This window comes from Pectobacterium nicotianae, assembly GCF_023272715.1.
Classification (GTDB): domain Bacteria; phylum Pseudomonadota; class Gammaproteobacteria; order Enterobacterales; family Enterobacteriaceae; genus Pectobacterium; species Pectobacterium brasiliense.
The window spans coordinates 1,597,165-1,612,173 of record NZ_CP096821.1 but is presented as its reverse complement, the minus strand read 5'-3'; the positions used below and the strand labels follow the sequence as shown (position 1 = coordinate 1,612,173).

The window sequence follows — 15,009 nt, the reverse complement described above, 5'->3', positions numbered from 1 at the left end:
GTTGCCGGGATGAATTACCCCGGCAACTTCGGTGACAAAATAGTGGAGATTACGGAATGGCGGGCATCGTGAGATCGGGATCGATCAGATTGTAGATGTGATTGCCAAACACGGGTTGCTGCAACAGCTGATCAACCGCCAGCGCGACATCCCAACGTGACACCAATCCCAGCGTAGCAGCACCCTGCGTCAGTTTTGCATTGTGCGTCGCAACCACGTCCAGCAGACCGCCGGGACGAACAATACAGTGATCCAACGTACTGCTTTGCAGCCAGCTTTCTGCCAGCGATTTCTCACGCACCGCGAAGCCAAACGCGGCTCTGGCGCGTGGCGACAACAGCGGCCAGCTATCGCCGCAGCCCAGTGATGTCACCAGCAACATACGTTTAAGACCTGCCTGTTCAGCACCATCGATCACCGTGCGATGCCCCTGATAATTTACCGTGCCGCCGCCCATTGTCGATACCACAATGGCAGAAGGCCCCGCCACACGACAGGCTTCCGCGACCGTTTCCGGGTCGCAGGCATCGCCTTCTACTACCGTCATTCCCTGCTCACGCCAGTGTTTGGCCTGTTCAGGATTACGTAATACGAGTACGACCGCCTGCTCGCACTCAATAGCGCGCTGTAATAAGCAGGCGCCGACTCCATTGCCTGCGCCGAAAAGTAACCACGTCATACCTGCTCCGGTTGTAATTCACTCGCCAGCGCACGGAACGCCTCAACCTGAGCGCTCAGCAACTGGCGGTGGCTGTCTCGTCCAAGGAAAATTTTAAACATCGCCGCACCGCTGGCATTAAAGAACACCACGGACGCCGTGTCCATCCCCATGAATTTACGTTCAATAAACGCAATGTGCTGACAGCTCGTTGCGCGGATATGTCCGCTCAGGCCATTTTTGCCGCGCAGGTTAAAGTAACCGTGGCGATGCGTACCGGTTGGCAGCTCGCTCTTGAATTCCAGAATCGCGTCCGCCGTGTGGCTGATTAGCGTCACTTCACCCCAAGTCGCAATCGTGTCCCAAATGTGATCGAAACGATCGCCCGTCGCCAGCGTACGCTGCGCCGCAGGCAAGGCCTCTACGACAGCAAACAACGAGGTATTATATTTTCCGGCAATCTCTTCCAGCGTGCCATCAGGGTTGGTTGCCAGTAATTCATTCAGTGTCATAGTCATGGTTGCGTCTCCGGTTAGTGCGCATGCTCTTCGGCATTAAGCTGGGGGATAATTTGTTGTAATGCCTGCATCAGGTTGTTCGCCCAGAAGCGGCCATCGTTGGTCAGGCGCAGGCAGGTGGAATCGTCACAGGTCAACCCGGCCTGATGCCACTGGCTAAGCAACGGCTGAAGTTCACGGGCATGTCGGGTCAGTTGAGGCAACTTGATACGACCGACCTCAATACCTGCCTGAAGCTGATGCTGCCACGGCCCGGTCGGACTGGCTGGCGTCATCATCATGATCGGTTTTTGCCCTTGATCGATCTGCTGGTAGTAGCGCTCCAGGCTGCGTTCCATCATGTAGGCTTGCCCGTTTATATTGCCGCCCGCGCCGCTGCCCATTGCCAGACAGTCCGCGCCTTGTTTAATCAGCAGGTTATACAGGTTACGTTCACGCGTAGTGCGCGCCCAGTGGCTATTGCTAAGCTGGTGCCAGCCAGCATCGGCCAGAAATGCCGCGCCAGTCCGGTAAAAATCACGACGGGCAACCACATCAGGCAGCGCCACACGCTGGTTTTCAGCCGCTTTCGCCAGCGGCGTGGTTGGTAACAGATTCAGCGCATACAGATCGACGCCATCTAACGGTAAATCGCTGACGATGGCCAAATCTTCGCGCCAGATTTCCGGCGTTTGCTCCGGTAGACCGAACATCAGATCGCACACTACGGCGGCTCGGTCGCGCTCACACAGACGCTCAAGGAAGCGAATTGACTGCTGCTTATCCGACGTACGCGCCATACGCTGACGAATACGGGTATCGAACGTCTGAATCCCGATAGAGAAGCGGTTCGCTCCGGCATCCAGACAGGCATCGATCCGCTCATCGTCAAAATCCATCGCCCGCCCTTCTACTGTGATTTCACAGTCCGGTGCCAGCGGCAGAGACGTACGGATCGCGCGAATGATCTGCGACAGCTCATCGGCCGCCAGCGCCGTTGGTGTACCCCCACCAAAGTACACCGCATGAATCGGCGCAGACTGATGCAGCGGGCTGTCCGCTTCCATCGCCAATTCCTGTAACAGATAACGGGTATAGGTCGCCGTGCTGTCATCACGCAGTTTGTTTTGATAAAAACCGCAGAACGTGCAGTGCGTGGCGCAGAAAGGAATGTGCAGGTAGAGCAGGCGCTTACGCGCAGGCACTGTCTGCTGCTTCAACGTCTGCCAACCGGCAGGAATCTGTTCTGGTGAAAGCGGCACATGGTTGCGCCAAGGCATTGCCATACGTCGGGCGCCAAAAGGCTGCTCACCGGGCTCGGCATAATACGGCGTCAAATCGATGTTCATTAACGGCCCCCAAATAATCAATAAAATAAATTAAATGATAATTATTTTTATTTGGCAACCTGCCCAGCAGGCAGAAAGGAGGCGGGTTATTCTTTTCGCGTCATTTTCTCTTTAAATTAACCGATTTGCTTATTTTGGTTAAAATTGCAGATATAAATAAATACGGTTATTTCTCATTACTTTCATAGTATTAATCCACTACACCCACTTTAAATGTTAAATAAATGAAAACAAAAATCACTACATTAAAATTCGTTAATTTAACAACCAATAAAATATTGCAAGTCCTTATTTAATAATAAATGAGATTGCAGTCACATTTTTTAATATTCATTCAAATTTAATTATCGCCGTTCTCGCCCAAATGATAACGTTAATGATAATCATTAACTTTTCAGAGAAAAAGCCATGAATAAAAAGGCCACACACTGGGCTCTCTTTATGCTGCCTGCTATTTATAGCGGCGCAATTAATGCAGCTCCAAACGATTCATCTACAAATCATTCGACCACAAACAGCGATGAAATAACCGTTATTAGTGCAGGGAGAACGGAACAGAATTTATGGGAAAGCCCGGTTACGATGCAGGTTATCGATAATGAAAAGCTGAATAAATATACGGGTGATTCTATTGCTGAAGCACTGCGTGATATTCCCGGCGTCGATATTACCGATACCGCATTGGCCGGTCGGAAACAAATACGTATTCGCGGCGAAGAAGCCTCACGCGTATTAGTGCTAATTGACGGACAGGAAGTCACCTATCAACGCGCGGGCCCCAATTACAGCCTCGGATTATTAATCGATCCTTCTTATATTGAACGCATTGAAGTCGTGAAAGGCCCGCATTCGGTATTATATGGCTCGCAGGCTATCGGCGGCGTGATCAACTTTATTACCCGCAAAGGCGGAGATAAACCGCTGAGCGGCAAAATCAAAGCCGTTTATGACAGCGCGACCGCAGGCTGGCAGGAATCGGGTTTAGCCTACGGCTCCATCGGTAATTTTGACTATCGCCTCAGCGGCAGCTATAGCGATCAGGGCAACCGCAGCACGCCGGATGGCCGTCTGCCGGATACCCACTTCCGCAACAGCGGGCAGTCCGCCTGGCTCGGGTATCGTCTTGGCGATCATAAATTCGGCCTGTCGCTGGACAGCTTCAAGCTCAGCACGCAGACCTACACCGACTCGGATGAATACGACAGCTTCAGCGTGCGCATTCCTGAACTGGAAAGAAAGAAGGTCGGCCTATTTTATGACTGGCAGATCGGCGGCGATGTGCTGAAAAACCTGCATCTGGATGCCTATCAGCAAAATATCAAACGCGAATTCCGTAACGATCTGTCGCAGAGCGGTAACCCACTTCGCTATAACGGCATGGCGCTTTATCAAGGCAAAATGGCGATGAGTACAGGAACCGGCGACAAACAGACCAGTCGGGGATTGACCTTACAAGCGGATATCACGCCATTAGCCGGACACTCGCTGATCGCTGGGGGACAATGGCTCTCCGATGTCGTGAAGCAAAATGCCTTCTCCGATGTCCGGGTAACGGGATCGTTATCGCCCATGGGAATGCCTTCTCTGTCGGTTAACCCAAGCTCAATATCCAATAACCACTGGCGACAGAATAGCTGGGCGCTGTTCGCACAGGATGAATGGAAAATAACACCGGACTGGACGTGGACACTGGGCGCACGCCAATACTGGGTTGAATCACTCTCCTACGGTGGCCAGAAGACAGGCACCGTGAGAATGAACGGTATGGTGATGCCGAACAACAGTACGTCCGCCGCCGCGAAGGAAAGTGACAGTACATTAGTCACCGCCAGCAGCCTGCGCTATTCCGGCTTTGATAATATCCAGTTGCGCGCCTCCTTTGCGCAAGGTTATGTCTACCCTACCCTGACGCATAAGTTTTACGACACGGCGGCCGGCGGGAGCACCACTTACGGCAACGCCAATCTGAAAGCGGAAAAGTCGGATAACTATGAAGTCGGCATGCGCTATAAAGACGATAGCTGGCTGCTGGACAGCGCGATCTACCATTCACGCGCCAAAGACTACATCACCACGCTGAACTGCGCCGGTAACGCCGTCTGTTCCGGCAGTACGGACAGCAGCAGCCGCTACTACGCCAACGCCAACCGTGCGACTACGTACGGGATGGAAATGTATGCGGAATACCTCGGCTGGACGCTGTCTCCTTACGTTAACGGCAACATCATCCGCCGTGAGCTGGAATTGCCGACTCGCAGCACCTATCGCACGGGTGAACCCACCTTTACTGGCCGCGTCGGGGTCAAAAACATCATGCTGTTCGAACGTATGGAGCTGGAGTCTGATCTCTACCTCCGAGCGGCCTCACGTGCGAAGGATGAAACGGCAGATACCGCCGTCCAGCACAGCGGTTGGGCAACGGCTAATCTGGAATTTACCAGTACCTTCGGTAGCGAGAATCAATACCAGGTCACCCTGGCGCTGAATAACCTGCTGGATAAGCGCTATACCACCGCGCATGAAAGCATTCCTGCATCCGGCTTCAGCACCGCGATTGGCGCGGCGTTCTCATTCTAAGCATCATGATGATGAAGGCGATAATCGCGTTAATGCTCTTCGGGCTGTCTTCCTTCACCTGCGCGGCTGAGCCGCGCGTGGTGATTGCCGGTGGCTCGCTGGTGGAAATCGTTTATGCGCTCGGCGCAGGCGATACGGTGGTCGGTGTGGATCAGACCACCACCTATCCGCCACAAACAGCAACGCTGCCAAAGGTCAGCAACTGGCAACAGTTGACGAGCGAAGGCATTTTGTCACTGCACCCAACGCTGTTGATGACCTGGCAGGATGCCAACCCGCCACAGGTGCTTAATCAGCTTGAGCAAGCAGGTGTAACGGTGGCGCGTTTCACCCGCACGCCCAGTACGCCAGCGCAGTTGCTTAGCAATATTCGTCAGGCTGGTGCGCTGCTCAATCGCACGGAAGCTGCCGAGCAGTTGGTCACTCGCCTTTCTCAGCAACTGAGCGCGGTATCAGAACGGCTGGCAACGCGAAAAGATCGCGTCAGCGTCGTGTTTCTGCTGAGTGTCGGCAGCAGTGCGGCGCAGGTCGCGGGGAAAAACACCGTGGTGGATAGCCTGATCGCGCTGGCAGGCGGAAAGAATATTGCCACGCATAACCAGTATCGTATTTATGGCGGCGAAGCGATGATTGCGGCGAATCCTGAGGTGGTAGTGGTGACGACGCAAAGTGTGGAAAACGGCGTGGAGGCGCTGGCGGCAGTGCCGGGTTTAACGCAAACCGCAGCCTGGAAAAACCAGCGTATTATCGCGCTCGATCAGGCGATTTTACTGGGAATGGGGCCGCGCGTTGCCGAGGCCGTGGAAGCGCTGAATCGCGGATTTTATCCTTAACAAAACGAATACATCCCCAAAATAATACGGCCTCATGATTGAGGCCGTATCACACACTTACTGAATACCCTGACTGCGCAGGTAATCTTCATAGTTGCCGGTGAAATCGATCACTTTATTTGGCGTAATTTCCAGAATACGGGTCGCCAACGAGCTGACAAATTCACGGTCATGAGAGACGAACAGCAGCGTCCCTTCATACATTTCCAGCGCCATATTCAGCGATTCAATGGATTCCATATCAAGGTGGTTGGTTGGTTCATCCATCACCAGAATATTCGGACGCTGCATCATCAGTTTACCGAACAGCATGCGGCCTTTTTCACCACCGGATAACACCTTCACTTTCTTCTTGATATCATCCTGGCTGAACAGTAAACGGCCGAGTATGCTACGCACGGCTTGCTCGTCGTCTTTTTCCTGTTTCCACTGGCTCATCCAGTCAAAAACGGTCAGCGTCTCATCGAATTCGTATTCATGATCCTGCGCGTAGTAGCCAATTTTTGAGTTTTCAGACCATTTCACCGTACCGCTATCCGGCTCCAAATCACCGACCAGCGTTTTCAGCAATGTCGATTTACCGATACCGTTGGCACCCAGAATAGCGACTTTCTCACCCACTTCGACCATCAGACCCAGCTTGCTAAACAGCGGGCCATTGTCAAAACCTTTGCTCAACGCTTCAACTTCCAGCGCATTACGGAACAGTTTCTTATCCTGATCAAAACGAATAAACGGGTTTTGACGGCTGGACGCTTTCACTTCATCCAACTGGATTTTATCGATCTGGCGTGCGCGTGATGTTGCCTGCTTGGATTTAGAGGCGTTGGCGCTAAAGCGGCTGACGAACGATTGCAGTTCGGAAATCTGCGCTTTCTTCTTGGCATTATCGGCCAGCAAACGCTCACGAGCCTGCGTCGCTGCTGTCATGTACTCATCATAGTTGCCAGGGTAAATACGCAGTTCGCCGTAGTCCAGATCCGCCATGTGCGTACAAACCATGTTCAGGAAGTGACGGTCATGCGAGATGATGATCATGGTGCTGTTACGCTCGTTCAGCACCTGCTCCAACCAACGGATCGTATCGATATCCAGGTTGTTGGTCGGTTCGTCGAGCAGCAGGATATCGGGATCGGCAAACAGCGCCTGCGCCAACAGGACACGCAGTTTCCAGCCGGGAGCAATCTCACTCATCAAGCCATAGTGCTGCTCAACGGGAATTCCCACGCCCAGCAACAGTTCGCCCGCACGCGATTCTGCGCTGTAGCCATCCATCTCACCATACTGCACTTCCAGATCGGCAACTTTGTAGCCGTCGGCTTCGCTCATTTCAGCCAATGAATAGATACGGTCGCGCTCTTCTTTTACCGCCCACAGCTCACCGTGGCCCATGATGACGGTATCCAGCACGCTGTATTTTTCAAAAGCGAACTGATCCTGACGCAGTTTACCCAGACGTTCATTAGGATCGAGGAAGACGTTACCGCCACTCGGCACCAGATCGCCGCCGAGAATCTTCATGAATGTAGATTTGCCGCAGCCATTTGCGCCAATCAAACCGTAACGGTTGCCGCCGCCAAATTTAACGGAAATGTTTTCAAACAACGGCTTGCTGCCGAACTGCATGGTGATATTGTTGGTACTTAACACAGCACTTATACTCGAGTCGGAATGTGATTTGGCGCGCATTATGCCACAAGCGCGCGATAGGATCGCGGTTAGTTTTGAGTAATATTTAAGCGATAGCGCATACAGGAGAGAAATGCGATGCCGATAGTACGTCGTTTCAAACAGGTCGACGTTTTCACCCAGCAGTCTTTCAAGGGCAATCCGCTTGCCGTCATTATGGAGGCGAAGGGATTAACCGATGCGCAAATGCAGGAGATCGCTCGCTGGACAAACCTGTCAGAAACCACGTTTGTCCTGCCAGCCACCGATCCTTTAGCGGATTACCATGTTCGTATTTTTACGCCAGAATCGGAAATGCCGTTTGCCGGACACCCGACGCTAGGCACCGCACATGCCGTGCTGGAAGACGGATTGCGCCCTAAATCCCCAGGTCAGTTAGTGCAACAGTGCGGCGTTGGCTTAGTGCCCATTAATATTAATGATGACGGCAGTCTGGCTTTTCACGCGCCGCAGGCCACCATGGTTCCGTTTGGTGATGAGTATGCGCCACTGCTGGAAAAAACGCTGGGTATTACTGGTTTGGGTAGTGCTGCTATCGATAACCGCTACCCGCCCACCGCGGTACACATGGGCATTCGCTGGCTTGTGATTCGCGTCGACAGCGCCGACACCTGTCTGAACATCACACCCGATGCAGACGCGCTCTCAGCCGTGCAAGGCCTCAGCCAGACTAACGGCATCGCCATCTATGGCCCGCACGATAATGCGACGCCAGCCGATTATGAAGTTCGTGCGCTCTACATTGAACGCGGTCATCTCAAAGAAGATCCGGTTACTGGTAGTGCCAACGCCTGTCTGGCAGCGCTGCTTCGCCAACAGCATTCTATCAATAACGTCACCGCGCCACTCAGCTACCTTGCGCGACAGGGCACCATGCTGCAACGCGATGGCCGCATTACTGTCACTTACCTGAACGATGAACCGTGGATCGGCGGGCACAGCGTCACGATCATTGACGGTACGTTGCAGCGGTAAAGGGAGCGATTTTATGGAAGCGCCATTTGTCGATACGTCATTTACAGATGCACTGTATGAATTGCGTCATCAGCCCCACCTGCGCCTAGCGATCCAGGAAGAACGCGATGCCGATGCGCTCTTTACTCTGATTCAGCAGGAAAAAGCGCGCTTACGGCGTACTTTACCCTGGCCGGATTCCGTCAAGAGCGTCGATGACACGCGTGACACCATTCGCGCCAACCGAAAGGCCTTCTTCGACAAAACGGCCGCCGTGTACATGATCCGCTGGGACGACGCGCCGGCTGGCATTGTCTCCTTCAATACGATTCAGGATAAAGAAGGCACCATCGGCTATTGGATCGCCGAAGCCTTTGAAGGCAAAGGCATCGTTTCTCAGGCTGTCAGTACACTGATAGCCGCCTATACCGATGCCAACCTCGTTGAGCGCTGCGTCATAAGAGCCTCAACCGCCAACACGCGTAGCAACGCTGTCGCTCAACGGCTTGGCTTCCGCTTTCACCACATGGAGAAAGATGCCGAGCGGATTGGCGAGCAGTGGTTCGATCACAATATTTATCACTATCCCGCCTGATATTACCTCGCATGCTTTCCACCACCTGATGCACTGGCCTTCCGGCTGCGCATCAGGTTCTTTCGTTCCACGATGTGTTTCATTTATCGTGTCGTTATATTTTTGTGACTAACATCACAAAAATGTTGAAATCCGATCTCATCTTCGCTACCATTAAAAACGTGATGAGCATCACACTTAACTAACCCGTTAGAGGAGTCTGATAATGAAAACTTTTCGTAAAATCAGCAAATTCTTTAAAAGAATGGGAGATGTTTATGTCAGTTACTGTGAACGTATTGGGTCAATCATCAGCCCGTTCTGATTGTGATATAAACAATCTCTAAAGCCGCCTCCTACAGGCGGCTTTTGTTTTTTCAGCCTTTCTAGCACCCTGGTCATCCCCCTTTCCTTTTTGTCTACCCACACGTCGCAGATTTGTGCAGCACGCCGCATGCCTGAACATTCTCTTTTAAAAACAGCTCAATGCATTTTCCTTTCACAGCAAAACCATCGTTAACAGACTATGCTTTTCTCTAGCTGTACTTGCTTCGCGTCCCCGACGTCTGCGCTAAAAGATAAAAAGGACATGACTATGAGTAAAGTTAAACAACAGGATATTGACCGTCTGATCGAACTGGTCGGCGGACGTGAGAACATCGCGGCGGTAACGCACTGCATCACTCGTCTCCGCTTCGTCTTGCACGACTCGTCCAAAGCCCATCCCAAGAACATCGAAGAGCTGCGTATTGTTAAAGGGTGTTTTACCAACGCCGGACAATTTCAGGTCGTGATCGGCACCAATGTGGATGAATATTACAAGGCACTGCTCGCCACCACGGGAAAAGGCGAGATGAATAAGGAAGAAACCAAAGTCGCCGCTCGCCAGAACATGAGCTGGTTTGAACGTAGCATTTCACATTTTGCCGAGATCTTTTTTCCGCTGCTTCCCGCGCTCATCAGCGGGGGCTTGATCCTCGGGGCACGTAACGTCATTGGCGATATCCCGATGCGCGACGGGCAAACGCTGGTACAGCTCTACCCAACCTGGCAAACCATCTACGATTTCCTCTGGCTGTTGGGTGAAGCCATCTTCTTCTATCTCCCCGTTGCGGTCTGCTGGTCAACCGTACGCAAAATGGGCGGCACGCCCATCCTCGGCATCGTGCTGGGCATCACGCTGGTATCGCCGCAGCTCATGAACGCCTACCTCATCGGCCAACAAACGCCTGAAGTGTGGAATTTCGGCTGGTTCACGATTGAGAAGATAGGCTATCAAGCACAGGTCATTCCGTCCGTCCTGGCCGGGATGGCGCTGGCGATAATCGAGACACGGCTGAAAAAAATCGTGCCGGATTACCTCTATCTGGTGGTCGTGCCCGTAACCTCACTTATTCTGGCCGTGTTCCTGGCACACACGTTGATTGGCCCGTTTGGTCGTATGATTGGTGACGGTGTCGCCTGGGCCGTTAAAGCAGTAATGACTGGCAGCTTCGCCCCTGTTGGCGCAGCGCTGTTTGGGTTCCTGTATGCGCCGCTGGTCATCACAGGCGTGCACCAAACGACGTTAGCGATTGATATGCAGATGATTCAAAGTATGGGCGGCACACCCGTTTGGCCGCTTATCGCGCTGTCCAACATTGCACAGGCGGCTGCCGTCGTCGGGGTGATTCTCGTCAGCCGGAAAGCCAACGAACGCGAAATTTCGGTTCCCGCGGCGATTTCCGCTTTTCTTGGCGTGACCGAACCGGCGATGTACGGTATCAACCTGAAATACCGTTTTCCGATGCTGTGTGCCATGATCGGCTCCGCCGCTGCCGCGCTCATTTGCGGCCTGTACGGCGTAACGGCAAATGGCATCGGCGTAGGTGGATTACCGGGCATTCTCTCCATCAAGCCACAGTTTTGGGGAATCTTCGCTATCGCCACGCTGGTTGCCACCGTCATTCCGATTGTGCTGACGTCGCTGGTCTATAAGCGTAAAAGTCGCAATGGTTCACTCGACCCTGCATAGCAGTGACATATAATTATTATCTCAACTCAGGCCGTGTAAACACGGCCCACTGTAATAAAGGAGCGACCTCATGACGATGAACGCCTCGCTTCCCTGGTGGCAAAACGGCGTGATTTATCAAATCTATCCGAAGAGCTTTCAGGACAGTACCGGAAATGGTATTGGCGACATCGCTGGCGTCACCGCCCGACTCGATTACCTGCAGCAGTTGGGTGTCGATGCGATCTGGCTGACGCCGGTTTATCTTTCTCCCCAGGTTGATAACGGCTATGACGTCGCCGACTACTGCGCCATCGACCCAACCTATGGCACGATGGCCGATATGGAAATGTTGATTGCGGAAGCGCATCAGCGCCGTATCCGTGTCGTCATGGACATGGTGTTCAACCACACCTCGACGCAGCATCACTGGTTCCTGAACGCGCAGGATCGCCGCAGCCCATATCGTCATTTTTATATCTGGCGTGATGGTAATGACGGTGCGCTGCCCAATAACTGGCGGTCAAAATTTGGTGGGCCAGCCTGGCAGTGGCACGCGGAAAGCAAACAGTATTATCTGCACCTTTTTGCCACCGAACAGGCCGATCTGAATTGGGAACACCCACGCGTACGGGATGAATTAAAACAGGTCTGTGAATTTTGGGCGCATAAAGGCGTGGACGGGCTGCGGCTGGACGTCATCAATCTGGTCTCCAAGCAGCAGGACTTCCCGTCTGATACTCAGGGCGATGGACGTCGTTTCTATACCGATGGCCCCCTGATTCATGATTACTTGCAGGAATTCAGTCAGGATGTTTTTCAGCCCCGCGGCTTGATGACCGTCGGTGAAATGTCATCTACCTCGCTGGAGCACTGCCGCCGCTATGCCGCGCTGGACGGCAGCGAACTCTCCATGACGTTCAATTTCCATCATCTGAAAGTCGATTATCCCAATGGGGAAAAATGGACGCTGGCGGAACCTGACTTTGTCCAGCTCAAGCAGATCTTTAATCACTGGCAGCAGGGAATGCACAACCACGCCTGGAATGCGCTGTTCTGGTGTAATCACGATCAGCCGCGCATCGTGTCGCGTTTTGGGGATGAGGGCGAATTCCGTGTACAGTCCGCCAAGATGCTGGCAATGGTGCTTCACGGTATGCAGGGAACGCCCTATATCTATCAGGGCGAGGAACTGGGTATGACCAATCCCGGCTATACGCAGATTGAACAATACCGCGACATTGAAAGCCTGAATCAATTTGCTGAACAGCGCGATCGCGGCCAGCCAGAGTCACAAACCTTAGCAATCCTCGCCAGTAAGTCGCGCGATAACGGTCGCACGCCGATGCAATGGGATACCAGCAAACATGCTGGATTTACGAGTGGTACACCGTGGATAACATCATGCCAGAATTTCACTCACATTAACGCGGAACAGGCGCTGGCGGATAAAGAGTCCGTCTTCTACACCTACCAACAGCTTATCGCTATGCGTAAAGCGCTTCCGCTGCTGACGCACGGAGACTATCAGGATCTGTTGCCAGACCATCCTACCGTCTGGTGCTATCAGCGTATCTGGGAAGGACAGCAGCTTCTGGTTCTGGCAAACCTCAGCAAGCAGCCCCTGCTCTGGCAGCCTCCCATTGATACTCATGACCGCCGCTGGCGACTATTACTCAGCAATTACCCTGACGCCCAGCCTCAGCCCGCAATCCTGGAGCTACGCCCGTTTGAAGCCATCTATTGGGTACAAGGAATGCCGGAGAAAGAGGATAAGATTCAGGACTAGAGGATATCGAGAGATGTAGCGGGTAACCCCGCTACATTATTCCCAGAAACTACATTACCAGAAATTAGATTGACAGAAACTAGCGCTTAGCCAGCAGTAATCCTAACACCAGCCCCACGGTGGCACCGATACCGATACCGTGCCAAGGTTTGTCATGCACATAGACGTCGGCTTTGTCGGCCACCTGCTTGGCGCGTGCATAATAGCTGTCAGTTACGCCAATACGGGCTTTGACTTCCAGCAGCGCTTTTTCAGCGCCCTTCTTCAAATCAAGGTAGGCTTGGTCTGCCTGATCGCCCGTATAGCGCAATACCTCATCCAGCGTTTCAGACAGAAGTTTTAAATCATCATCGACACGAATTTCTTCAGGCTGTTTTTTGGTCGCTGCCATAAAGTGCTCCCTTCTGTTATGAAAAGTCATTAGTTATAAATCGTTGCCTGATTAACTATAGACAATTTTGCGTCGTTCCTACGGCTTCAACAGACCAGATCATTCCTAAAACGTATTTTGCTTCCATAAAAAAACGCACGTCGCTTGCGACGGCCCAAAGGGTGGCGAGCAGGAAGCTCGCCATAAAAAAACGCCGTTGATTCTCATCAACGGCGCTTCATTACTCAAGCAGACTCTCGTCAGTGGTTACATCATTGGCTGCGCCAATTGCACCAGAGAGATAAGCGGCTGCGGATACAAACCAAAGAACAGTACTGCGATGGAGGAGATCAATACGACTACACCACCAGCAGTTAAAGCCCAGTTGTTTGGCGTATCACGCTGCAACACCTGCGGCGCATTCAGGAACAAGCTGACCATCACGCGCAGATAGTAGTACAGGCCAATGGCGCTACCTAGCACGACCGCACCAGTCAGCCACCACAGCTCAGCGTTAACACCGACAGCCAGCACGTAGAATTTACCAAAGAAGCCCAGCGTCATCGGGATACCTGCCAGAGACAGCATCATCACCGTCATCACCGCAGACAGGATCGGTTTATGCCAGAACAAACCACGGTAAGAGAACAGTGAATCAGCATCCGGACCACGGTACGGGCTGGACATCAGGCTAACCACACCAAACGCGCCCAGGCTGCTGAACAGGTAACCCACCAGATACACGCCTACGGTTTCCAGCGCCAGTTGATGGCTCTGAACCGCAATCAGGGCAACCAGCAAATAGCCCAAATGCGCGATGGAAGAGTAGCCGAGCAGACGTTTGATGTTGGTTTGCGATACCGCCATCACGTTACCGAACAGGATCGAGGCGAATGCGATGACGCCCAGCACGATTCTGACAGACTCGCTGTCAGCCATCGGCGCATACAGGAACAAACGCATAACTGCACCGAAAACGGCAATTTTACCGGCCGTCGCCAGAAACGTAGACACAGGTGCAGGCGCGCCCTGATACACATCAGGCGTCCACAGCTGGAACGGAACCAGAGACAGTTTGAAGCCCAGACCGACAATCATCATCCCCAAGCCTGCCAGCAACAGCGGCTCATGGATTTGGTGATCGCTCAGGCTCTTACCGAGGCTGGCAAAGCTCATATCGCCTGATTCAGCATAAATCAGCGCCATACCAAACAGCAGGAAGGAAGACGCCGCCGCCGACAGCAGCATGTATTTAATACTGGCTTCCAGCGAACGTTTTAGACGGAAGGCATAGCCGACCAGACCAAACAGCGGGAGAGAAAGCAGTTCAATCCCGATGAACAGCGATGCCAGATGGTTAGCGCTCGCCAGCAGGATCCCACCTAACGCAGCAATCAGAACCAGCAGGTAGAATTCATCACGGTTGTCCGGGTAGCCTTGCAGCCACGGATAAGCAAACGTGCTGGTTGCCAGACTGGCAAGCAGAACCAGTCCGGTATAGAACATCGAGAAGCCATCAACACGCAGCAGCGGCGTCACGTCCGTTGGGCCAACCTGACCGACAAAGTACAGTGACAGCAACGCAATATTCAGGCCGATAACCGTCATGGTTGCGTTGACAAAATGGTTGCGTCGCCACGCAATGCACAGCATCACAACCACTACCGTCAATCCGACGATCAACAGCGGCGATAGCGCAATTAGTTGTTGAAGAGTTATTGTCATG

12 protein-coding genes are annotated in these 15,009 nt (G+C 52.8%); 6 read left to right on the top strand and 6 right to left on the bottom strand.

Features of this window, described 5'->3' with window-relative positions:
- Window positions 1-49 precede the first annotated feature (49 nt).
- From MYB54_RS07210 to hutW, 3 genes are read right to left on the bottom strand one after another with little or no spacing between them, the layout of a single operon-like run.
- Window positions 50-679, bottom strand: a complete 630-nt coding sequence (locus MYB54_RS07210; RefSeq protein WP_039497494.1) for an NAD(P)H-binding protein — start codon at window positions 677-679, stop codon at window positions 50-52.
- On the bottom strand, window positions 676-1,176 hold the full coding sequence (hutX, locus tag MYB54_RS07205; RefSeq protein WP_248721720.1) for a heme utilization cystosolic carrier protein HutX: 501 nt from the start codon (window positions 1,174-1,176) through the stop codon (window positions 676-678). The genes MYB54_RS07210 and hutX overlap by 4 nt, the downstream gene beginning before the upstream one ends.
- A 14-nt stretch (window positions 1,177-1,190) precedes the next feature.
- On the bottom strand, window positions 1,191-2,504 hold the full coding sequence (gene hutW / locus MYB54_RS07200; RefSeq protein ID WP_010295340.1) for a heme anaerobic degradation radical SAM methyltransferase ChuW/HutW: 1,314 nt from the start codon (window positions 2,502-2,504) through the stop codon (window positions 1,191-1,193).
- A 408-nt stretch (window positions 2,505-2,912) separates the two neighbouring features.
- Between hutW and MYB54_RS07195 the strand changes: the two genes are divergently transcribed.
- A complete protein-coding gene (locus MYB54_RS07195) occupies window positions 2,913-5,081 on the top strand; it encodes a TonB-dependent receptor plug domain-containing protein (RefSeq protein ID WP_371928277.1) in 2,169 nt (722 codons plus the stop codon).
- An 11-nt stretch (window positions 5,082-5,092) separates the two neighbouring features.
- Window positions 5,093-5,914, top strand: coding sequence for a heme/hemin ABC transporter substrate-binding protein (locus MYB54_RS07190; protein ID WP_205593527.1), 822 nt, complete (start codon window positions 5,093-5,095; stop codon window positions 5,912-5,914).
- Window positions 5,915-5,971: 57 nt separating this feature from the next.
- Here MYB54_RS07190 and MYB54_RS07185 read toward each other — a convergent pair whose 3' ends face one another.
- Window positions 5,972-7,564, bottom strand: a complete 1,593-nt coding sequence (locus MYB54_RS07185; protein ID WP_014916018.1) for an ABC-F family ATPase — start codon at window positions 7,562-7,564, stop codon at window positions 5,972-5,974.
- A gap of 117 nt (window positions 7,565-7,681) precedes the next feature.
- Here MYB54_RS07185 and MYB54_RS07180 point away from each other — a divergent pair, with 117 nt between their 5' ends.
- The 4 genes from MYB54_RS07180 (at window position 7,682) to treC (ending at window position 12,913) form a co-directional block, all read left to right on the top strand.
- Window positions 7,682-8,578, top strand: coding sequence for a PhzF family protein (locus tag MYB54_RS07180; RefSeq protein WP_014916019.1), 897 nt, complete (start codon window positions 7,682-7,684; stop codon window positions 8,576-8,578).
- A 13-nt stretch (window positions 8,579-8,591) separates the two neighbouring features.
- Complete coding sequence (locus MYB54_RS07175) at window positions 8,592-9,152, top strand: GNAT family N-acetyltransferase (protein ID WP_248721718.1); 561 nt, start codon at window positions 8,592-8,594, stop codon at window positions 9,150-9,152.
- Between the two features lie 574 nt (window positions 9,153-9,726).
- Complete coding sequence (gene treB, locus MYB54_RS07170; protein WP_248721717.1) at window positions 9,727-11,145, top strand: PTS trehalose transporter subunit IIBC; 1,419 nt, start codon at window positions 9,727-9,729, stop codon at window positions 11,143-11,145.
- 76 nt (window positions 11,146-11,221) lie between these two features.
- Window positions 11,222-12,913, top strand: a complete 1,692-nt coding sequence (treC, locus tag MYB54_RS07165; RefSeq protein WP_248721956.1) for an alpha,alpha-phosphotrehalase — start codon at window positions 11,222-11,224, stop codon at window positions 12,911-12,913.
- 79 nt (window positions 12,914-12,992) lie between these two features.
- Here treC and elaB read toward each other — a convergent pair whose 3' ends face one another.
- Together elaB and nuoN are read right to left on the bottom strand one after the other, a co-directional pair.
- Entirely contained in the window at window positions 12,993-13,304 is a 312-nt protein-coding gene (gene elaB / locus MYB54_RS07160; RefSeq protein ID WP_010295366.1) for a stress response protein ElaB, read from the bottom strand.
- 246 nt (window positions 13,305-13,550) lie between these two features.
- Window positions 13,551-15,008, bottom strand: a complete 1,458-nt coding sequence (nuoN, locus tag MYB54_RS07155; protein ID WP_039280199.1) for an NADH-quinone oxidoreductase subunit NuoN — start codon at window positions 15,006-15,008, stop codon at window positions 13,551-13,553.
- Window position 15,009 lies beyond the last annotated feature (1 nt).